Source organism: Herbaspirillum sp. BH-1, assembly GCF_002870055.1.
Lineage (GTDB): Bacteria > Pseudomonadota > Gammaproteobacteria > Burkholderiales > Burkholderiaceae_D > Herbaspirillum > Herbaspirillum frisingense.
The window spans coordinates 303784-325043 of record NZ_PKOI01000006.1 but is presented as its reverse complement, the minus strand read 5'-3'; the positions used below and the strand labels follow the sequence as shown (position 1 = coordinate 325043).

Annotated in this window: 20 protein-coding genes and 1 riboswitch; of the genes, 12 read left to right on the top strand and 8 right to left on the bottom strand. The window is 63.8% G+C overall.

From position 1 onward, the window contains the following. Positions 1–13 precede the first annotated feature (13 nt). Positions 14–103, bottom strand: a riboswitch (S-adenosyl-L-homocysteine riboswitch). 142 nt (positions 104–245) lie between these two features. Continuing rightward, positions 246–1409 (bottom strand): methionine adenosyltransferase, encoded by a 1164-nt coding sequence (metK, locus tag HBH1_RS11240; protein WP_102662817.1) that lies wholly within the window; start codon positions 1407–1409, stop codon positions 246–248. Positions 1410–1598: 189 nt separating this feature from the next. Between metK and HBH1_RS11235 the strand changes: the two genes are divergently transcribed. From HBH1_RS11235 to dapF, 3 genes are read left to right on the top strand one after another with little or no spacing between them, the layout of a single operon-like run. After that, the gene (locus tag HBH1_RS11235) at positions 1599–2447 is read left to right on the top strand and encodes a lysophospholipid acyltransferase family protein (RefSeq protein WP_102662816.1); all 849 of its coding nucleotides are present in this window, start codon (positions 1599–1601) and stop codon (positions 2445–2447) included. Next, a complete protein-coding gene (locus HBH1_RS11230; protein WP_077236195.1) occupies positions 2444–3328 on the top strand; it encodes an LpxL/LpxP family acyltransferase in 885 nt (294 codons plus the stop codon). Before HBH1_RS11235 ends, HBH1_RS11230 begins: the two co-directional genes overlap by 4 nt. 41 nt (positions 3329–3369) lie before the next feature. Then, the gene (gene dapF / locus HBH1_RS11225; protein WP_006465152.1) at positions 3370–4233 is read left to right on the top strand and encodes a diaminopimelate epimerase; all 864 of its coding nucleotides are present in this window, start codon (positions 3370–3372) and stop codon (positions 4231–4233) included. Between the two features lie 93 nt (positions 4234–4326). On the opposite strand, the gene HBH1_RS11220 is transcribed toward dapF, so the two are convergent. After that, positions 4327–5946: a tetratricopeptide repeat protein gene (locus HBH1_RS11220; RefSeq protein ID WP_102662815.1), complete on the bottom strand. Its 1620-nt coding sequence runs from the start codon at positions 5944–5946 to the stop codon at positions 4327–4329. A gap of 368 nt (positions 5947–6314) precedes the next feature. On the opposite strand from HBH1_RS11220, the gene HBH1_RS11215 reads away from it, so the two are divergent. The 4 genes from HBH1_RS11215 (at position 6315) to HBH1_RS11200 (ending at position 10191) form a co-directional block, all read left to right on the top strand. After that, on the top strand, positions 6315–7469 hold the full coding sequence (locus tag HBH1_RS11215; RefSeq protein WP_102662814.1) for a porin: 1155 nt from the start codon (positions 6315–6317) through the stop codon (positions 7467–7469). A gap of 291 nt (positions 7470–7760) precedes the next feature. Continuing rightward, the gene (locus HBH1_RS11210; RefSeq protein WP_102662813.1) at positions 7761–8429 is read left to right on the top strand and encodes a DUF484 family protein; all 669 of its coding nucleotides are present in this window, start codon (positions 7761–7763) and stop codon (positions 8427–8429) included. Positions 8430–8493: 64 nt separating this feature from the next. Further along, a complete protein-coding gene (locus HBH1_RS11205) occupies positions 8494–9492 on the top strand; it encodes a tyrosine recombinase XerC (RefSeq protein WP_102662812.1) in 999 nt (332 codons plus the stop codon). Positions 9493–9618: 126 nt separating this feature from the next. Further along, positions 9619–10191 carry a Fur family transcriptional regulator gene (locus HBH1_RS11200; RefSeq protein WP_006465157.1) on the top strand — a complete coding sequence of 191 codons (573 nt, stop codon included), beginning with the start codon at positions 9619–9621 and terminating at the stop codon, positions 10189–10191. A 42-nt stretch (positions 10192–10233) separates the two neighbouring features. On the opposite strand, the gene HBH1_RS11195 is transcribed toward HBH1_RS11200, so the two are convergent. Further along, positions 10234–10971 (bottom strand): HAD-IA family hydrolase, encoded by a 738-nt coding sequence (locus tag HBH1_RS11195; protein ID WP_077236202.1) that lies wholly within the window; start codon positions 10969–10971, stop codon positions 10234–10236. Positions 10972–11044: 73 nt separating this feature from the next. Between HBH1_RS11195 and HBH1_RS11190 the strand changes: the two genes are divergently transcribed. After that, positions 11045–11965, top strand: coding sequence for a TraB/GumN family protein (locus HBH1_RS11190; protein WP_102662811.1), 921 nt, complete (start codon positions 11045–11047; stop codon positions 11963–11965). Between the two features lie 86 nt (positions 11966–12051). Here the strand turns inward: HBH1_RS11190 and argB are convergent, their stop codons facing one another. The 4 genes from argB to HBH1_RS11170 form a co-directional block, all read right to left on the bottom strand. Next, positions 12052–12945: an acetylglutamate kinase gene (gene argB / locus HBH1_RS11185; protein ID WP_006465160.1), complete on the bottom strand. Its 894-nt coding sequence runs from the start codon at positions 12943–12945 to the stop codon at positions 12052–12054. A 128-nt stretch (positions 12946–13073) separates the two neighbouring features. Next, a complete protein-coding gene (locus HBH1_RS11180; RefSeq protein WP_102662810.1) occupies positions 13074–13910 on the bottom strand; it encodes an SPOR domain-containing protein in 837 nt (278 codons plus the stop codon). Between the two features lie 64 nt (positions 13911–13974). After that, a complete protein-coding gene (locus HBH1_RS11175) occupies positions 13975–14760 on the bottom strand; it encodes a type III pantothenate kinase (protein ID WP_102662809.1) in 786 nt (261 codons plus the stop codon). Further along, positions 14757–15599, bottom strand: a complete 843-nt coding sequence (locus HBH1_RS11170; protein WP_199181566.1) for a biotin--[acetyl-CoA-carboxylase] ligase — start codon at positions 15597–15599, stop codon at positions 14757–14759. The genes HBH1_RS11175 and HBH1_RS11170 overlap by 4 nt, the downstream gene beginning before the upstream one ends. Before the next feature lie 97 nt (positions 15600–15696). On the opposite strand from HBH1_RS11170, the gene HBH1_RS11165 reads away from it, so the two are divergent. The 4 genes from HBH1_RS11165 (at position 15697) to HBH1_RS11150 (ending at position 19360) form a co-directional block, all read left to right on the top strand. Next, entirely contained in the window at positions 15697–16857 is a 1161-nt protein-coding gene (locus HBH1_RS11165) for a VanZ family protein (RefSeq protein WP_102662807.1), read from the top strand. A 69-nt stretch (positions 16858–16926) separates the two neighbouring features. Then, positions 16927–17247 (top strand): (2Fe-2S) ferredoxin domain-containing protein, encoded by a 321-nt coding sequence (locus HBH1_RS11160; protein ID WP_102662806.1) that lies wholly within the window; start codon positions 16927–16929, stop codon positions 17245–17247. A gap of 31 nt (positions 17248–17278) precedes the next feature. Beyond that, on the top strand, positions 17279–17941 hold the full coding sequence (locus HBH1_RS11155; protein ID WP_102662805.1) for an alpha/beta hydrolase: 663 nt from the start codon (positions 17279–17281) through the stop codon (positions 17939–17941). Between the two features lie 264 nt (positions 17942–18205). Next, positions 18206–19360 (top strand): D-alanyl-D-alanine carboxypeptidase family protein, encoded by a 1155-nt coding sequence (locus HBH1_RS11150; RefSeq protein WP_039873826.1) that lies wholly within the window; start codon positions 18206–18208, stop codon positions 19358–19360. A gap of 212 nt (positions 19361–19572) precedes the next feature. Here HBH1_RS11150 and ahpF read toward each other — a convergent pair whose 3' ends face one another. After that, positions 19573–21174 carry an alkyl hydroperoxide reductase subunit F gene (gene ahpF, locus HBH1_RS11145; protein WP_102662804.1) on the bottom strand — a complete coding sequence of 534 codons (1602 nt, stop codon included), beginning with the start codon at positions 21172–21174 and terminating at the stop codon, positions 19573–19575. Positions 21175–21260: the final 86 nt, after the last annotated feature.

The following is a 21260-nucleotide window of genomic DNA, read 5'->3' as shown; positions in this document are numbered from 1 at the left end:
AGCCAGAAAAAAAGTAACGTGAGCGCGGTTGCCAGGCGCGGTGCGCCTGTTCATCGCTGCAAGCCTGGCAGGGGTTGTCCCTGTCGCAACGCTCCTTGCGGCGGTGAGGCATTGTGAGGATTGACGTACCGGACGCAATGCCGACATCGGTACGGGCAGCGGATGAAGCTGTTCATCCGCGGGAACAGCATTGTAGCGCGGGCCGGGCGTTAGTCAATGCCCGGTCCGCGCCGTCAGGCTGCGTATTACAGGCCGGCCGACGCGCGCAGGGCGGCGACCTTGTCGGTGCGCTCCCAGGTGAATTCCGGCTCTTCGCGGCCGAAGTGACCATAGGCGGCGGTCTTGGCGTAGATCGGGCGCAGCAGGTCCAGCATCTGCACGATGCCCTTGGGGCGCAGGTCGAAGTGTTCCGTCACCAGTTGCGCCAGCTTTTCGTCGCTGATCTTGCCGGTGCCGAAGGTGGTCACCATCACCGAAGTCGGCTTGGCAATGCCGATGGCGTAGGACACCTGGATCTGGCAACGCTCGGCCAGGCCGGCAGCGACGATGTTCTTGGCCACGTAACGGCCGGCGTAGGCGGCCGAACGGTCGACCTTGGACGGATCCTTGCCGGAGAAGGCGCCACCGCCGTGGGGGGCTGCACCGCCGTAGGTATCGACGATGATCTTGCGGCCGGTCAGGCCGCAGTCACCCTGCGGGCCGCCGATGACGAAGCGGCCGGTGGGGTTGATCAGGTAGCGGGTGTTCTTGAGCCATTCGGCCGGCAGCACCGGCTTGATGATTTCCTCGATGGCGGCTTCGTGGATAGCCTTCTGCTCCATCTCGGGCGAATGCTGGGTCGACAGCACCACGGTGTCGATGGCGACCGGCTTGCCGTCCACGTACTTCAGGGTGACCTGGGACTTGGCGTCCGGACGCAGCCAGGGCAGGCGGCCGTCCTTGCGCAGTTGCGACTGGCGTTCCACGATGCGGTGCGCATAGTAGATGGCAGCCGGCATCAGCTCCGGGGTTTCGTTGCAGGCGTAGCCGAACATCAGGCCCTGGTCGCCGGCCCCCTGCTCCAGGTCCACTCCCTTGCCCTCATCGACGCCCTGGGCGATGTCGGGGGATTGCTTGTCGTAGGCGACCAGCACCGCGCAGCTCTTGTAGTCGATGCCGAAGTCGGCATTGTCGTAGCCGATGCGCTTGATGGTTTCGCGGGCCACATCGATGTAGTCGACATTGGCGCGGGTGGTGATTTCACCGGCCAGCACCACCAGACCGGTGTTGCACAGGGTTTCGGCGGCCACGCGAGATTGCGGATCCTGGGTGAAGATGGCATCCAGGATGGCGTCCGAGATCTGGTCGGCGACCTTGTCGGGATGACCCTCGGAAACGGATTCGGAAGTGAAGAGATATTCGTTGGACATGCAAGCCTCTGACTGAAAACGATTTAGCAATGTCGCGGCCCATCGTCAGTCGTGCCTGCGACGCTTTAGCGAAATTTGTACCCCGTCTCGCAAGTTGTCATTAACTCGACGGCTTGTGATATTTTACGCCTCTTGCAATTTTCTGCAATTTGGCGGCGGAAGCGCCCCGCTCAACCGTTATCGGCACGTATGCTCGTTTCTTTATTCCGCCTGCTGTCCTTGCTGCCCTTGCCTGTCCTGCATGCCATCGGCGTGATAATGGGCTGGATGGTGTTCCTGCTCTCACCATCCTATCGGCGCCGCCTGCAGAACAACATTGCCCTGGCCGGACATCGCGCCAGCCTGTTCAAGGCGATCGGCGAGGCGGGCAAGGGCATGTTCGAGCTGCCCTTCATCTGGTGCGCCTCGCCCCGCCGGGTTCTGCGCACGGCACGCCTGCGCAACTGGGATCTGGTGGAGCAGGCGCTGGCGGCCAAGTCCGGTGTCATTTTCCTCACGCCGCACCTGGGTTGCTTCGAAATCTCGGCCCAGGTGGTGGCGCACCAGACCAGCCTGAGTGTCCTCTACCGCCCCCCGCGCAAGGCTGCCCTGAAGCCCCTGATCGAGGGCGCCCGCGCCCGCGCCAACCTGCACCTGGCCCCGGCCAATCTGGCGGGCGTACGCATCCTGCTGAAGGCGCTGAAGAATGGCCAGGCCATCGGCCTGCTGCCGGACCAGGTACCGCAAAACGGTGAAGGCGTCTGGGCCGACTTCTTCGGCAAGCCGGCCTACACCATGACCTTGCCCGCCAAGCTGCAACAGATGAGCGGTGCGCCCTTGCTGCTGGCCTATGCGGAACGACTGTCCTGGGGACGCGGCTTTGCCGTGCACTTCGTTCCATTTGAAGGTGAACTGCCCGAAACGCCGGTACTACAGGCCCGCGCCATCAACGCCGCCATGGAAAAACTGATCGCCCACTGCCCGGCCCAATATATCTGGAGCTACAACCGCTACAAGACACCGCCCGGCGTGACCCGCCCCGGGGAGGCATCGTCATGAGACTGCTCCTGGCCATCATGTGGCTGCTGCACTGGTTGCCCCTGCCCATCCTCGGCCGCCTGGGCGAAGGTATCGGCGCGCTGCTCTATATCTATATGCGTCCCCGGCGCCATATCGCGCTGACCAACCTGCGCCTGTGCTTCCCGGAGAAGACCGAAGAAGAACGCGTACGCATTGCCCGCGAGCATTTCCGCCTGTTCGCCCGCAGTGCACTGGAACGCGGCATCCTCTGGTGGGCGCCGGTATCGCGTCTGCGCCGGCTGATCCAGGTCGACCCGGGCATGCCGCTGGAGACCTTCGCCAAGGGCCCGACCATCCTGCTGGCACCGCATTTCGTCTGCCTGGAAATTCCCGGCGCGACCCTGGGCGTGTTCTCCGAATATTCGGCCTGTACCATCTATACCAAGCAACGCAATGCTGTCATTGACCGCGCGTTGCTGAAGGGCCGCCTGCGTTTCCGACCAGCAACCCTGCTGGCGCGCGAGCAGGGCGTCAAACCCATCATCCGCGCCATGCGCAAGGGCCTGCCCTTCCTGATGTTGCCGGACATGGACTTCGGCATCCGCGACGCCGAATTCGTGCCTTTCTTCGGGGTACCCGCCGCCACCCTCACGGCCACGGCCCGTATCGCCGCGGCTACCGGTGCCGCAGTGGTGCCGGTGGTCTGCACCTTCCTGCCCAACTACAAGGGCTGGAAAGCCACCTACTACCCCGCCTGGACCGACTATCCGGGCGAGGACATCGTGGCCGCCACGCGCCGCATGAATGCCTTCATCGAAGAACGCGTGCGCGAACATCCGGCTGAATACTTCTGGGCCCACAAGCGCTTCAAGACCCGTCCGCCCGGCGAGCCGGACGTCTATGGACGCGACGCGGACTGAGCAGCGAGCGCGACGGCCAGCAGCCGTCCTATAATCTGTCCATGAAAATCAAATTTACCAAGATGCATGGCGCCGGCAACGACTTCGTCGTCCTCGACGCCGTCAACCAGGCCATTTCGCTGACCCCCGCCCAGTGGCAGTTCATCGCCGACCGTCGCTTCGGCATCGGTGCCGACCAGATGCTGGTGGTGGAAAAAGCACAGGGTGCCGGCATCGATTTCCGTTATCGCATCTATAACGCCGATGGCGGCGAGGTCGAGCAGTGCGGCAATGGCGCGCGCGCCTTCGTGCGCTTCGTCACTGAAAAGGGACTCACCGACAAGCGCGCCATCCGTGTGGAAACCATGTCCGGCGTGATCGAACCGCGCCTGGAAGACGACGGCCAGATCACCGTGGACATGGGCGCGCCCATCCTGACCCCGGCCGATGTTCCCTTCGACAGCCATGGCCTGCAGCATCGCAGCGAGGCCGAAGACAATCTGTGGCCGCTGGACGTGGCCGGCAAGACCACCTGGATCTCGGTGGTGTCGATGGGCAATCCGCACGCGGTGCAACTGGTCGATGACAGTGAAGCAGCGCCGGTACTGACCGACGGTCCGCTGATCGAACATCACCCGCGCTTCCCCAAGCGCGTCAATGCCGGCTTCATGCAGGTGGTCGATCGCCATCACATCAACCTGCGTGTCTATGAACGCGGTGCCGGCGAGACGCTGGCTTGCGGCACCGGCGCCTGTGCCGCGGTGGTCGCTGGTATCCGGCGCGGCCTGCTGGATTCCCCGGTGGCGGTGCAGACCCATGGCGGCGTGCTCAACATTGCCTGGGCCGGCCCGGGCGAACCGGTGATGATGACCGGACCGGCGGTGACCGTGTTCGAAGGCGAGATCGATTTGCCGGATCAGCTCTGAGACAATCTAATGCACATATGAAAACGGCTTGCTGAACACATCAGCAAGCCGTTTTCATTTGCCTGCGACCTTGCAAGGCCGTGGCGCGGCGGTTCAAGCAGCCAGATCCTGTTCTTCCACCTCGTCGTCCTCCTGCACCTGCGGCAACACGCTCTTGAGGCGGTACAGCCGCTGACGATAATTGCCTTCCGGACCGGCGGGGCCGCAATCCATGTCTTCGAACAGGCGTCCGATGCGATTGAGCGTACCGCGCTGCTCTCCCGTCTCCACCAGGATCAGGCGCCGCTTGCTGCGCGCATACTGGCTGCGGATGTCTACCATCAGGCAGTGGCCGCAATCGGCCTGTTTCAGATCGATCAGCAGCGCTTCCGGCCGGGTCAGTCCGAACAGGGCCGCCAGTTCGATGCGTGCCGCCAGGAAGGGATGCGCATTGACCTGCTCGCGACTGAGCTGCGCGCGCGCCCGCATCGCCCATTCGGCAGCCAGGGGGCGATCGGCGACCTTGTCCAGCAAGGTCCGCGCCTGCTGCGCCCCCTGGGTGGCAGCCTTCTGCAACCAATACAGGGCGCGCACGTCGTTGCCCGGATCATCGCGGCGGTTGCGCCAGGCGCCCACGCCGCATTCGACCTGGGCTTCCACATGGCCCATCTCGGCAGCACGCTCGAGGTAATGCTGCACGTCAGCCAGATTGCGCTGCGAAAACTCGGGCTTCAGATAGATACGCGACAGGACATACCAGGCCGCTGCCATACCCTGCTCCCCCGCCAGGGTGAGCCAGCGGATGGCCTTCTTGTAGTTGGCCGAACCCTGGCCGGCGAAGCGCCGCACGCCCGCCTGGTCCAGACGTCCATATAAAAGACCCAGGGCCAGCTGCGCATCACGGTCGCAGGCCAGCGCAGCCAGTTCCAGCAATTGCTGGGCGTGCAACAGGTCGGGACGCTTGTCGGCCATGTGTACCTGGGCCAGGCGGTGCAACAGCTGGATGTTCTGCGCGCCCAGCGCCGCCGCCAGGGCCTCGGAGGGGGCATTGAGTTGCGCCACCGTGCTCTCGTGCTGGCGCAACAGGGCGTCAGCCAGGGGCTGGGCCCGCTGGCGGAAGGTGGCGAAGTCAGATTGCCGCCAGGCCGCGTCGGCCAGCGCGTGCTGGGCTTGTTCGACGCCGGCGTCGGCGGCTTTCTTCGTCCACTGATGCAGATCCTCGGCCTTGACCGCCGGCTCGGGCGACTGCGCTTCTGCAGGGATGGTGTTCGAAGAAGCTGTAGTGGCGGGAGCCAGCATGCGCTCGCCCTGCCGGGCTAATAGCCACTGCGCGTCCGGATCCCCCTCACGGGCGACCACTTCCAGGGCGCGGATAGCCTTGTGCTTCAACTCGGCGCTGATGGTGGCGGTCACGGCCGGGTTATCCAGCACCAGCCGCGCAAACACCAGCCCGGCGCGCGTCAGGCCGGCGTCGAATGCACGTTCGTACCATTGCGCAGCTTCCTGCGGCTTGGCCAACGGCACCACGACTTCGTAGGGAATATGCTGGGCGATCAGCATCCAGGCATCGGCCAGCCCCTGGCGCGCCGCCCGCTCCAGCCAATGAAAGGCAGTGCCTGCACTTTGCGGCAAACCATTGCCGCCAAACAGGTAACGCTTGCCCAGCGTCAATTGCGCCTGCGCCTCTCCAGCACGCGCGGCGCGGATGATTGCAAGATCCTCGCGATTGGCCATCAGACCTCCACGTCCGGTCAGAAAGCCAAAATTATGCCCCACAATCGACATTTCTTTAAAAATGACTCGAAAAACTATCAGAATGCATCTTTTTGACAACAAACGTATTGACGAGACGATACGGATCAAGTTTGCACAATACTTGCCGTTAATAAGTGACAAACTGAGCTCCAAAATTTGCCTGTCATGCATTGACGGGGTGGAAAGCGTTTGAAAAAAACAACACTCATACAGCACTTTGGCGCTTTCAACCAAAATTCCTCCCTCCACGTGACCAATCTGCGGCCACGCCAAATGAGAACCCTTAATGTCTCACCATCCGACCAGAAGTACGGATCCTCAAGACTATTTTTATAGAAGGATGTCAAATGAAAAAATCTCTGCTGGCACTGGCCGTCCTCGGCGCGTTCGCAGGTGCTGCTCAAGCACAAAGCTCCGTCACCATCTACGGTATCGTTGATACCGGTATCGCTTACTCCAGCAAGGTCGCTACCGCAACCGGTGGCACCGGCAGCAAGTTCGGCATCAACTCTGGCGTGATCCAAGGTTCCCGTATCGGTTTCAAGGGCGTTGAAGATCTGGGCGGCGGTCTGTCCGCAGTCTTCAACCTGGAAGCCGGCTTCACCAACGACGACGGCGGCCTGCAAGGCTCCGACGCCGTGACCTCCTCCAACCTGTTCCGCCGCAAGTCGGTGGTCGGTCTGGCTGGTGGCTTCGGTACCGTTCTGCTGGGTCGTCAAACCGACTTCTCGGACACCATCTCCGCTTACACCGCTGTTAACGACTTCGGCGGCGTGGTCTCCAACTCGGGTTCGGGCCTGAACCGCCTGCAAGGTGTTCGTACCAACAACTCGATCAGCTACACCACCACCAACCTGAGCGGCTTCACCGGTAACCTGATCTACGGTTTCGGCGAACAAGCTGGCAAGACCTCCGCTGGTCAAGCCTACGGCATCGGTGGTAAGTACGACAACGGTCCTCTGGGTCTGGGTATCAACTACTACCAATCCAAGGCCGGTTCGACCCCGTCTGACACCAGCCTGATCCCGGCTGCTGGCACCACCGGCAACGCCAACACCGCTGCTGCCGTCGCTGGCAACACCGCTCTGAAGGCCCTGAACGTTGTGGCTTCCTACCAGTTCGGCGCCGCTCGCGTGTACGCTAACTACTCTCGCGTCAAGCAAGATCTGAAGGGCACCCCGACCGTTGCTACCGCAACCCTGGGCAACGCACAGAAGGTTGATACCTATGAAGTCGGTACCGCCTACTCCCTGTCGCCTTCCCTGAAGCTGCTGGCAGCTGTTGACCACTCCCGCGCGACCTTCAACGGCGTTGACGGCAAGGGCAAGCTGACCCAGATCAGCCTGGGTGCTGACTACTGGCTGTCCAAGCGTACCGACCTGTACGCCTTCGTGTCCAACATGCGCGCTACCGACATCCAAAACCCGGGTGTCACCGGCGGCGCAACCGGTTCCGATGCCAGCCAAACCGCTGTCATCACCGGTATCCGTCACAAGTTCTAATTCATGGATCTGAAACTGGCATGAATGTGTCAGTTTCAACCTGAATTGAGCCTGAGCTGGAACGAAAAAGGCCTGCATGAGCAATCATGCAGGCCTTTTTCTTTTACCTTTCCTTTACCTTCCCTTGCCTTTTCTTATCGCGCCGACATGCTTTGCACGCCATGGCAGGCAAGGCCGCCAGCCCGCGCCGGCGATGATTGTCAGCATGTCCGATAGCGAGGATAATCTCGCGATATTTCCGGCACGCCATCTTTTGCCTGCCTCTGGTACCTCACTCACAGACCCTCGACGATGACCTCCGAACTGGATTCCAACCTGATTGCCGACTACCTGCTGGAACATCCTCATTTCTTCGAGGAGCATGCAGAGCTGCTTTCGACCATCAAGTTGACCAGCCCGGTGATGGGCCGCGCGGTCTCGCTGCAGGAGCGGCAGATGGAAATCCTGCGCGAAAAGATCCGCGTGCAGGAATTGCGCATGGCCGACCTCATGCGCATCGCCCAGGAAAACGACGAGATCACCAACAAGTTCCAGGCCTGGAGCCGCGCCCTGCTGTTGACGCGCGATGCCGCCGACCTGCCGCGCACGCTGGTCACCCAATTGCAGGAAATCTTCCACGTACCGCAAGTGACCGTGCGCCTGTGGAACCTGGGCCCAACCCATGCCGACAACTGGGCCACCCAGCAAGTCTCGGACGACGCCCGCATCTTTGCCAACGGTCTGTCGGCGCCCTTCTGCGGTCCCAACAAGGAATTCGAAGCGGCCACCTGGCTGGACGATGCCGACTCGGTGAAATCGGTCGCCATCCTGCCACTGCGCGTGGGCGCAGCGCCGGAAGCCTTCGGCCTGCTGGTACTGGGCTCGCCGGACCCGAGCCGTTTCACCTCCGACATGGGGACCGATTTCCTGACCCGTATCGGCGAAACCGGTAGCGCCGCACTGGCCTGCCTGCTGCGCTGATGCACCGCCTGGCAGAGCGGCCCCGTTCCGTTCTGCGCACGCCGCCAATGTGAAGGATGACGCCATGGATGGCACCGCCTCCGCCCTGATCGGCCACTATCTTTCCTTTTTGCGCGCCCAGCGCAAGCTGTCCCCTCATACACTGGACAATTACGGCCGTGACCTGCAGGAATTACGCTCGCTGCTGGCACCGGCCGACGACGCGGCCGCATCCACTGCCGAGCTCGACCTGCGCGGCGTGACCCAGGTACAGATCAGGAAATGCGCCGCCCGGCTGCATGCACGCGGCCTGAATGCCCGCTCGATTTCGCGCAAGCTGTCGGCCTGGCGCGGCTTCTTCGGATGGTTGTCGATGGAAATCGAACTGCCGGCCAACCCGGTCGATGGCGTCAAGCCCCCCAAGAAGAGCAAACCCCTGCCCAAGGCGCTGGCCGCCGATGATGCCGTGCGCCTGGTCGCACAGGCTGATCCGGGGCGCGACCCCGACTCCACCCTGGCGGCCTGCAACCGCGCCATGTTCGAATTGCTCTATTCGAGCGGATTGCGCGTCTCCGAACTGGTCGGCATCGATGTGGCCGATATCGGCGCAGGCAGCTATGAGTCCGCTGGCTGGATCGACCTGGGCGAAGCCGAGGTCACCGTCACCGGCAAGGGTGGCAAGAAGCGCAAGGTGCCGGTGGGAAAAGCCGCCCTGCAGGCCATCGGCGACTGGCTGCCGCTGCGGGCCGGCCTGGTGCGCGCCGATGGCGGCACCGACTGCCATGCACTTTTCCTCAACGAGCGGGGCGCCCGCATGTCGCCCCGGGTCACGCAATTGCGTTTGAAAGCGCATGGCAAGGGACTGGCAATGGCGTCCGACGTGCATCCCCACATGTTGCGGCACTCCTTTGCCTCGCATGTGCTGCAGAGCTCGGGCGACCTGCGTGCGGTACAGGAAATGCTGGGCCATGCCTCCATCACCGCGACCCAGGTCTATACCGCGCTGGACTTCCAGCGCCTGGCCCAGGTCTATGACCAGGCCCACCCGCGCGCGCGCAAGGGCGGCAAGGACAACAACAACTAGCCGCGACCGCCGCTAAGGCTGTCGGCGCGGGAGGGTGAGCGCCGCATGGGCTAAAATAGATGACCGGCGCTTGCTGCGCCGCCAAGTTTCTCCGCCAGTGACCTGGCTCCTCGAACGTTCCAGCCGATGCCGACCATGAAAGCCAAAGCCGCCGACCACTCCTCCGCCAGCACCAGCGCGCAAGCCGCGACCGTGACGGCGCTGGCCGAGGCGCAACTGCGCGAAGCCGGCGTGCGGGTGACACAGGCCCGCGTGAATGTGCTGGGGGCATTGCTGGAAACCCGCAGTGCGGCGTCACACCAGGATATCCAGGATCGCTTCGCCGACATGGACCGGGTCACGCTCTACCGCGCCCTGGATTGCCTGACCGAGGCCGGCCTGGCGCACAAGATTTCCAGCGATGACCGGATCTTCCGCTACAGCGCCGGTGCCGATCATCCCGAGCACGGCCTGCACGACCACTCCCATGGCAAGCAACACCAGCACGGCCATTTCAAGTGCACCCGCTGCCACCGCGTGTTCTGCCTGGATGCCAGCGATGGCACCGATTTCCTGGCGACCGTCCTGCCCGATGCCGACCGGCATCGTTCCACCGCCGCACAATTGCAGTCAGCCCTGCGCAAGACATTGGGCAAGGGTTTCCAGAGCCACGAAGTGGAGCTGACCATCAAGGGCTGGTGCGCCGATTGCGCCGACTAAGGTCACCCCGGCCACTCAGCAACCCAGCAACCCCATCCTCGCCTAGCGCAAGGCTCCCAGCGCCGCCAGCCGGCGCGGCAATTGCCGCACTGAACGAACCTTCACATCAACAAAACCCGGTAAGCGGCTCAAGGCGCGCTGTCCCCCCATATGTCCCAGAAGCGCCTGGCTGCCGCGCAGGTACTGGGTCACCCAGGCGGTGCGCACACCAAGTTCACGGGCACTTTTCAGGTTATCTACGGTGTCCTCGACCAGGATGCAGCGACGCGGCGCGATCTTGTGACGCGCCAGCAGCTTGCGCAGCATCAGCCGCGAAGGTTTGGGCCGCAACTGGCGATGCACGTGCATGCTCTCGATGGAAATGTGGTGCGAGAAATGGCGGTGCAGCCCCAGATGCCGCACCAGTTCGCGTGAATAGCGACGGGGCGCATTGGTGAGCAGGATCTTGCGGCCCGGCAGTTGCTGCAGCCAGCGGCCGATGCCACGCTCGGCACGGACCATGCCGGGCAGGTCATCGAAGAGGTGTGCCTCGTGCAGGAACTCGTCGATATCCATGCCGTGATGGCGCACCAGGCCCAGCAGGGTGGCGCCGTACAGTTTCCAGTAATGCCGGCGCAGATAGTTCACCGCCGCCTCGTCGCTGGGCTGCCCGTCGTTCTCCAGCACCCGCTGGATGATGCGGTTCATGTTGGTGTTGATGGCCGGGAAGATCGCGTGCGAGGCGTTGTGCAGGGTGTTGTCGAGGTCGAACAGCCAGAGCGGTGTAGTATTGGACGCCATAAATCGGACCGGCGCGCCTGCCAGCAGGCATGGACGCACCTTCAGCAAAGAAAGGCCAGCAGTGAACGGATTGATGCAACGGGTGATTATAGTGAGTTTGACCTGGCTGTCCTGCTTTAACTTCTCCCTCCCCGCCCATGCGGCCACCGCCGCCGAGGGGCAAAGCAGTATCCCGCCGCGCGGCGCGCTGTATCAGGTCTCCGATGGTCGCCATTCCCTGCTGCTGTTCGGCACCATCCACGTGGGTGCGCCCGATTTCTATCCGCTGGAACCGCGCCTGACCCGCGCCCTGTCTGCCGCCCCCGTGCTGGCGCTGGAACTGGACCCGGACAATGGCGCCGCGATGCAGAACGCCGTGCAGCGCTATGCCCTCTACCCTGACGGTCAGCGCCTCCAGGACCACCTCGATCCCGCCCTGGCGCAGCGCACGCTTGCCACGCTGGAACGTCTGGGCCTGCCGCTGCAGGCCGTGCAGCACATGCGTCCATGGATGCTGGCCATGGCCCTGACGGTGCAGGAATACGGGCGCCACGGTTACCGCACCGACCTGGCCGTGGACAGCCATCTGGCCCACGCCGTGCGTGCCCACGGTGGCGAGGTAGTCGAACTGGAGAGCGCGGACCGCCAGATGAGCCTCTTCAGCCAGCTTACCGAAGCACAACAGGCCGAATTCCTGGCCGATACCCTGCGGGAACTGAATGACGCCGCCCTGAGCCGCAAGCTCGACCTGCTGGTGACCGCCTGGCGTCACGCTGACAGCGCCGGCTTCGCCACAGCGCTCAAGGACATGCGGCAGGATGACAGCTTCGCCACCCGCTTTACGCTCAAGACCCTGCTCCAGCAACGCAATCCCGGGCTGGCCAAGGGCGTGGCCGACCTGCTGCGCCAGCATGACGGCGCCGTGGCGGCGATCGGCATCCTGCACCTGGTGGGACCGGATAGCGTGCCGCTCTTGCTGAAGAAAACGGGATTGCAGGTCAAACAACTCTATTGAGCTGTACCACGCCTTGACCGGCGGGCATAAAAAAATGGATGAGCATGCTCATCCATTTTTTGTGCTGCCGACTACCCGACGCGGTATCAGTGCGAGCGGATCATGGTCCCGAAGGCCTGCTCGGTCAGCACTTCCAGCAGCAGCGAGTGTTCGATGCGACCGTCGATGATGTGCACCGTGTTCACGCCCGACTTGGCCGCATCCAGGGCCGAGGAAATCTTGGGCAGCATGCCGCCGGAAATGGTGCCGTCGGCGAACATCTCGTCGATCTCGCGGGCCGACAGGTCGGTCAGCAGATTGCCTGCCTTGTCCTGGACACCGGCGATGTTGGTCATCATGATCAGCTTTTCGGCGTGCAGGATCTCGGCGATCTTGCCGGCCACCACGTCGGCATTGATGTTGTAGGCCTGGCCGTCGTCACCGAAACCGATGGGCGAGATGATGGGGATGAAGGCATCGTCCTGCAGCGCCTTGACCACCGCCGGGTTGATCGCCTCGATCTCGCCCACGTAGCCGATGTCCAGGAACTGGCCCGGATGCTCCTTGTCCGGCATCTGCATCTTGCGTGCGCGGATCAGGCCGCCGTCCTTGCCGGTCAGGCCCACCGCCTGGCCACCATAGTGATTGATCAGCATCACGATGTCCTGCTGCACTTCGCCGCCCAGCACCCATTCCACCACTTCCATGGTCTCTTCGTCGGTGATGCGCATGCCCTGCACGAAGGTCCCCTGCTTGCCGATCTTCTTGAGTGCCGCATCGATCTGCGGGCCGCCACCGTGGACCACCACCGGATTCATGCCGACCAGCTTCAACAGGATCACGTCACGGGCGAAGCCGTGCTTGAGGCTTTCCTCGGTCATCGCATTGCCACCGTACTTGACCACGATGGTCTTGCCGTGAAATTTACGGATATACGGCAGCGCCTCGGCCAGGATTTCGGCTTTGATCTGGGGGGCTACGTTGGTCAGGTCGGTGGTCATGGCAATGTCCTGTCGATGCGATGAGGGATGGGTGACGGGTAAAGGTTAGGGACGGGATTTTACATGGAAAGCCGCCCGGCTTCGCAGCGCAACATGCGGCGTGTCCGATCCAGACAACGCCGCCGCCTTCAGGCGCTGCAGCCGCGGATTTCCTGGTCCGGGAAAGCGCTCTTGATGTTGTCCAGGGCGCTGCGCGCCTCCGGTGTCAGATCACGCAACTGGAACACCTGCTTGCCAGCCCCGGAGCGGCGCGCAATGATGCGGGCGCTGCGCACCCCGCGCGAGATCAGCTGGCTGACATAGGCCTTGGCCGCCTCCTCGGTGCGGAAGATGCCCAGCGAAACGCCCGAGCGCAATGCCGGGTTGGGGAAACTGTCAGGAATGACGTAGAAGTCGCCGATGCCCAGGCGACGCAGCTCGGCGATACGCCGGTCGGCTCCCTCGCGGCCATCCTGCGGGGGGATGTAGACCATGTGGCTGGTCACATCCTGGGTCAGCTTCTGGACCACCTTGTCACCCAGGTTGAGGCTGGCCAGCTGGGCCGAGAAGCGACGGGCATCGGCAGCCGTGAAGTTGCCGACCTCGGTACAGGACGGGGTGACGGCAGCGACCTGGGGCGCCGTCGTGGCTGGGGTGGCTGGGGTGGCTGGGGTGGCCGGCCCCGCCGACATCGCTTGCGCAGCGGCGGCAGGATCACCTGCAGCAGGCGTGGCGGCAGCAGCGGGTGCTGCGGCGGGCGCCCCCTCGGCGCTGGCAGGCGCGCCGGGCGCCGGCTGCGCCCGCAGCTGGGAGGCCAGCTTCTCGCTATTGGCCGGCAGCACGCTCAACAGCTCGGGATGCAATTGCTCGGTCAGGCGCTGCGGCTCGCGTCGTTCGGTCGCGCTGGCGCCGAAATAGCCACGCGGCAAGCCGAACAGGACCACGTTACCGACCAGCAATAGCCAAAAAAGCAGTTTCAGCTTCATCCGTGCCTTGTCTTTCCTTGTCTTTGCTTGCCTTGGTTGATCTGCCTGAGTCGATGGACTGGCTTCAACGCCCATGGTTCATGGCCGTCTGCAGGCCGAGCAGGACCAGATTATCCACTTTTTCCAGCGCCGTATCGCCCAGCCGCAGGTAAGGCGCCAGCAGCACGCCGGCCCCACCGGACAGCAGACAGCGCACCCGCGCCCGGGGTCGCGCCAGCTGGCGTTGCGCCAGCGCATGTTCGATCGCCCCGACCTGGGCGGCGATGCAACCGGAAACGATGGCGTCCACCGTATTGTCGGCAAACACCTTCTCGGGCGGTGCCGCGCCATCGATGCGTGGCAGTTGCGCGGTGTTCAGCGCCAGCGAGGTGGCCATGGTGCCGAAGCCAGGCAGGATCATGCCGCCCTCGAACACACCAGTGGCACTGAGCACGTCGATGGTCGTGGCCGTGCCACAGGTGACCACCAGCAATTCCTCGTCGGGAAACAGCGCGCGCGCGCCGATGGCGGCGGCGAAACGGTCACAACCGAGTTGGCCGGGATGGCGATAGCCGTTGCGTACGCCGGCACGCTCGGCGGTGGAGGCAAACCATTCGACGATGGCGCGTGGCCCGAAAGCCTCCTGCAAGATGGCCTGCAGGCTGTCCCGCAATGCCGGGCCGGCCACGTTGGAGACGCATACCTGCATTCCTGCAGCCGGCACCACCAGGCCCGACCAGGCCTGCAACAGCGTGGCCACGTCGGCACGCCCGACCGCGCCCTGCTGCAGCCAGCCGCCCGTCACGGCCTTGTCCACGCTGGACAGGGCCCACTTGATACGGGTATTGCCGGCGTCGATCAGCAGCATCATCCGTCCTGCAGGCGCAACGACAGGTCACCGGCCAGCACCTCGACCTGGCCCAGCTCGGTATCCATCAGGAAGCGGCCCATCATGTCCACGCCGACGGCAGTCCCCTCATGGACCACGCGACCGTTGTCGACGATCTTGACGGCCTGTCCGGCGTAGGCGTGGAAGGCTTCCCAGCGCTTGACGAAGGCACCGAAGCCACGTTGTTCGAACTCCTCCAGCACGCCGGCCAGGGCGCTGGCGATGATGGCCAGCACCGTCTCGCGGGGCGCCTTCTGCAATTCGGTCGCTGCCCCCACCGGGCGCTGCAGCTCGTCGGCCAGGCCCGCCGGCACGGCCAGGTTGATACCGATGCCGATCACCGCCCAGGTGGCGTCACCGCGCCCACCGTCGGAAGCGGTCTCGATGAGGATGCCGGCCAGCTTGGCGCCGTCGCGCAGCACGTCATTGGGCCATTTCAGCTGCGGGCGCACGCCGAACACTTCGAGCGCCTCGGCCAGCGCCACGCCGATGGCCAGCGGCAGACCCAGCAGCGCATGCGTGGGGCGCTGCAGGCGCCAGGCCAGCGAAAAGGTCAGCGAATCCTCGGGAGCCGCGCGCCAGGGACGGCCGGCGCGGCCGCGACCAGCGGTCTGGCGGTCCGCCACCAGCAACAGAGGGCGTTGCAGGCTGCTCAAACGCTGCATCAGGTCGACGTTGGTGGAACCGGTCTGGGCCACGGCCTCGACGTCGATGCGTTGCTGGCCATCGCGGTCGGAACCGGCCAGCAACATGCCGATGCGCTCGGGACGCACCAGCGGCGCCGATTCCGATTCGGCGGGCATGGGAAAAGTCAGGGTCATAGCGCGCATTGTACCGGCAGACAGTGTCCGCGCGGCGGGCCAGGGGCAGTAGGGACGGCAGGGGCGGCGGCCCGCGAAATCGGTTACCCTCTGGCGCATGCCAGCTCCAACCGATTCCGCCGCCAACAGCGAGGCCAACCGCACCCGCGCTCCTGCTGCGCCGACCGCGTCTTCCTTTGCGCGGGTCAGCCTGCTGGTCTATGCCCTGCTGATCGTCTACGCCAGCTGGTACCCCTTCAGCGGCTGGCGCGACATGGGCATCAAACCCTTCGACTACCTGGGCGCGCGGCTACCCTATTACTGGACCGCCTTCGACGTCTGGACCAATGTCGCCGGCTACGCGCCCCTGGGAGCGTTGCTGGTGCTGGCCATGTATCCGCGCATCCGGCCGTGGTGGGCCGTATGGCCGGCCATGCTGGGCGGGGTGCTGCTGTCGGCCTGCATGGAGGCGGTGCAGACCTACCTGCCGACCCGGGTACCCTCCAACCTCGATCTCTTGACCAACTCCGCCGGGGCCGCGCTGGGCGCCGTCCTGGGGGCGCTCTGCAGCCGCTATTTCCTGCACGAGAGCCGCTTCCTGCTGGTGCGGCGGCGCTGGTTCTCGGGTGAAGCCAGCCGCGGACTGGCGGTGGCGGGCCTGTGGCCGCTGGCGCTGATCTATCCCCAGAACCACCTGTTCGGCCTGGGTCATCTGGTGCCCCCCTTGTCGGCCTTCTTTTCCGACCTGCTCGATACCCCCATCGACCTGGCCACCACCTGGCTCAACAGCGCCCAGCTCAGTGCCGAGCAATACTGGCTGGCCGACGTCATCGTCACCGCCTGCGGCCTGACCGGGGCCGCCTTGCTGTTCCTGCTGCTGTTGCGCAGGCAGGCGCCACGGCGGCGCCTGGTGGCGCTGTACCTGCTGGCCTGCATCGCGGCCAAGTCGCTGGCCTGCGCGCTGTTCTTCGCGCCGCAGAATGCCTTCATCTGGATTTCGCCCAGCGCCGTGGGCGGGATCATGCTGGGCACCCTGATGATCGCCGGCCTGACCTGGGCGCCCCCCACGGCACAGCGACGCGTCGCCGCACTGGCGCTGATCCTGAGCCTGGTGGCGACCAATGCGGTACCGGCCAACCCCTACTACCTCTCCACGCTGGAGACCTGGGTACAGGGCAAGTTCCTCAACTTCGATGGCGCCGCCCAGTTCCTGTCGGTCCTGTGGCCCTTCCTGGCGATCTGGTTCCTGTTCCACCCGGTGCACCGCAGGCAAGTCTGAGCGGGGTGTATCATTGACGCTTTGCCGGCCCGCGCCGGCAGCGTCGCCACTGTCCAGAGGTCTTCATCCATGAGCGATCAACCCTACTACGAACACCACGTCTTCTTCTGCCTGAACCAGCGCAAGCCGGGCGAGCGCACCTGCTGTGCCGACAAGGGCGCCCAGGCAGCCCAGGAACACGCCAAGAAACGCATCAAGCAACTGGGCCTGTCGGCACCCGGCAAGGTCCGCATCAACAAGGCCGGCTGCCTGGAACGCTGCGAAGAAGGCCCGGTGGTGGTGATCTATCCGCAGGGCACCTGGTACACCTACGTCGACAACCAGGACATCGACGAGATCATCGACAGCCACATCGTCGGTGGCAAGGTGGTCGACCGCCTCAAGATCTAGCAGCACGCTCCATCACAGTTTTCAGCAAGCCATGAACGCACACACCCAGAATTTCATGATCGCAGGCGCCGTCGGCCAGCTCGAATGCGCACTCGACCTGCCTGACCCCGAACTCTTCGCCGCCCCGGTCGGCCTGGCCCTGGTGGCCCATCCCCACCCGCTGTATGGCGGAACCATGGACAACAAGGTCGCACAAACCCTGGCCCGCACCTTCCTGGCGCTGGGCTATGTGTCGGTACGCATGAATTTCCGTGGCGTGGGCAAGTCCGAAGGCGTGCACGACCATGGCGGCGGCGAGACCGACGACATGGCCCTGCTGCTGCAACACATGCGCAGCCAGTACCCGGACCTGCCGCTGGCGCTGGGCGGATTTTCCTTCGGTACCTTCGTCCAGGCCCAACTGCAGCAGCGCCTGCTGCAACAGGACGCGGGCTCGGCCGCGGAGCGCCTGGTGCTGGTCGGCACCGCCGCCGGCAAGTGGCCCATGCCACCGGCTCCGGCCAATACCATCCTGATCCACGGCGAGCAGGACGACACCATTCCCCTGACCGCCGTACTGGACTGGGCCCGCCCGCAGGAACTGCCGGTAGTCGTCATTCCGGGATCGGACCACTTTTTTCACCGCAAGCTGCAACATATCAAAAACGTCGTGGTCGAAAGCTGGCATCGCCGCCCGGCGCAGCTTCAGGCCTGAGCGTTTTCAGCGACGGCCCGAAGGCACGGCGGCGCTGTGAAGCACAGGGCGCCATGCCGGTTTCGTGAGGGGATTTTCGGGGTGAAGATCCATTCAATTGGGAACGAAGCCACATGACGTTTATAATTCAGTGCGTGCAGCCGGCCCGGTGTCCTCGGCGCCTTCGCCACGCTGCCACCTCACACTGAGCCTGCCCTGCCTTACTCTCTTTTCAAACCAACAGCTACGATGTCCCCCCGTGCTGGCAATTTTTCTTAGGCACCGATGAAAAAGCTTCTCGCGGCGCTCGCCGCAACCGTCCTTTCCGTTTCCGCCCTTACCGCTTCCGCCCAGAGTCTGCCGCCGCCTACCGTGGCTGCCAAGAGCTGGCTGCTGCTGGATGCCTCGGCCAACCAGGTGATCGCCTCCGCCGATCCGGACACCCGCGTGGAGCCAGCCTCGCTGACCAAGCTCATGACCGCCTACCTGGCCTTTGCCGCCCTGCGTGACAAGCGCCTGAGCCTGGAACAGGAAGTCAGCGTCTCGGTCAACGCCTGGAAGGTCGACCCGAGCAGCTCCAAGATGTTCATCGAGCCCAACAAGCCGGTTTCCATCGACAACCTGCTGTACGGCCTGATCTCGGTCTCCGGCAATGATGCCGCCGTGGCCGTGGCCGAAGCGGTTTCCGGCACCGAAGACGCCTTCGTGCAGCTGATGAACCGCGAAGCCCAGCGCCAGGGCCTGACCAATACCCACTTCAGCAACCCGCACGGCCTGCCCAGCGCGGACACCTATACCACCGCGCGCGACCTGGCGATCCTGTGCCGCAACCTGATCAACGACTTCCCCGACTATTACAAGCGCTACTACTCGGTCAAGAAGTTCACCTACAACAACATCACCCAGCCCAACCGCAACCGCCTGCTGTGGCTGGACCCGACGGTGGACGGCATGAAGACCGGTCACACTTCCAGCGCCGGCTATTCGCTGATCACCTCGGCCCACCGCCCGGTGCCCAACGGCGAGCGCCGCCTGATCTCGGTGGTGATCGGTACCGTCTCCGACCAGGTCCGTACCCAGGAAAGCCAGAAGCTGCTGAACTGGGGCTTCCAGAACTTCGACGCCGTCAAGCTGTACGCCAAGGGCCAGCCGGTTGATACGCCTGACGTATGGAAGGGTTCGCAGGGCAAGATCAAGGTCGGCTTCAAGAACGATGTCTATATCACCATCCCCAAGGGCAGCGCCGACAAGGTCAAGACCAAGCTGGATCGCAACGATCCGCTGATCGCTCCGATCTCGGAAAACGCCAAGATCGGTACCCTGAAGGTGACCATCGATGACAAGACCGTGGCAGAACTGCCGGTAGTGGCCCTGGAATCGGTGGGTCCGGCCGGCTTCATCGGCCGTGCCTGGGATTCGCTGCGCCTGATGTTCAAGTAAGCAGGTCTTCCGGCCGCTTCGGCACCCAGCAAAACGCCATCGAGCAATCGATGGCGTTTTTTTTATGCCTTCCGGGAAGGTATGAGAGGCATGAGATGCATGAGATGTGTGAAATGCATGAATTGCGCGGAATGCCGCTGTCGGCATCCCACAAACAAAAACGCCAACCGGCATCAAACCGGTTGGCGTCTTGTTCAGGACTGCGATGATGCTCAGGCAGCCACGGCTTCCTTGGTCACGGCCGGCGCGACATCGTCGGCCGACGAGCGGATCAGGTGATCGAAGGCCGACAGGGCTGCAGTGGCGCCAGCACCCACGGCGATGACGATCTGCTTGAACGGCACGGTGGTCACGTCACCCGCGGCAAACACGCCGGGAATCGAAGTCTGGCCACGGGCATCGATCTCGATCTCGCCGTGCTTGGACAGTGCCAGCGTTCCCTTCAGCCATTCGGTATTGGGCACCAGGCCGATCTGGACGAACACGCCTTCCAATTCCACGTGCTTGACCTCGCCGGTGTCACGCTCCTTGTAGCTGATGCCGTTGACGCGCTGGCCGTCGCCGGTGATCTCGGTGGTCTGCGCCGAGGTCACGATGGTGACATTGGGCAGGCTCTTCAGCTTGCGCACCAGCACTGCATCGGCCTTCAGTTCGGCGGCGAACTCGATCAGGGTCACATGGGCGACGATACCGGCCAGGTCGATGGCCGCTTCCACGCCCGAGTTGCCACCGCCGATCACCGACACGCGCTTGCCCTTGAACAGCGGACCATCGCAGTGCGGGCAATAGGCCACGCCCTTGTTCTTGTATTCCTGCTCGCCCGGCACGTTCACATTGCGCCAGCGGGCGCCGGTGGACAGGATCACGGTCTTGCCCTTCAACACGCCGCCGTTGGCCAGCTTCACTTCGATCAGCTTGTCGCCCGGCACCAGGGCCTCGGCGCGTTGCACGTTCATGATGTCGACGTCATAGGCCTTGACGTGCTGTTCCAGCGCGGTGGCGAATTGCGGGCCCTCGGTTTCCTTCACCGAGATGAAGTTTTCGATCGCCAGCGTATCGAGTACCTGGCCGCCGAAACGCTCAGCCACCACACCGGTGCGGATACCCTTGCGGGCGGCATAGATTGCAGCAGCTGCACCAGCGGGACCACCGCCGACGATGAGCACGTCATAGGCTTCCTTGGCACTCAGTTCCTCACCCTTGCGGGCGGCGGCGCCGCTGTCCAGACGGGCAAGGATTTCTTCCACGCCGGTACGGCCCTGGCCGAACACTTCACCGTTCATGTACACGGTCGGCACGGCCATGATCTGGCGTTGCTCGACTTCACCCTGGAACAGCGCGCCATCGATGGTCACCGAACGGATGCGCGGGTTGATGATGGACATCACGTTCAGGGCCTGCACGACTTCCGGGCAGTTCTGGCAGGTCAGCGAGACATAGGTCTCGAAGCTGTAGTCGCCATCCAGGTTCTTGATCTGCTCGATGACCTTGTCGTCGAGCTTGATCGGGTGTCCGCCCACTTGCAGCAGGGCCAGCACCAGGGAGGTAAATTCGTGGCCCATCGGGATCGCGGCGAATTCGACGCTGATATCGGTCCCGGGGCGGTTCAGTGTGAACGACGGGGTACGTGCGTTCGCGCTGGAGTCGCGTTGCTCGACCAGCTTGATGCGGTCCGACAGCAGCACGATTTCCTGCAGGAGTTCCTGCATCTCACGGGACTTGGCGCCATCATCGAGCGACGCGACGATCTCGATCGGGTGGCTGACCTTTTCCAGATAGGCCTTCAATTGGGTCTTGAGATTGGCATCAAGCATGATGATTACTTCCTAGTTGGGAGATTCAAGTCTTCTGGAGCACGGCTTGGCCCTTGTGAGGATCCGCCGCTGGCCCAAAGGGGCCG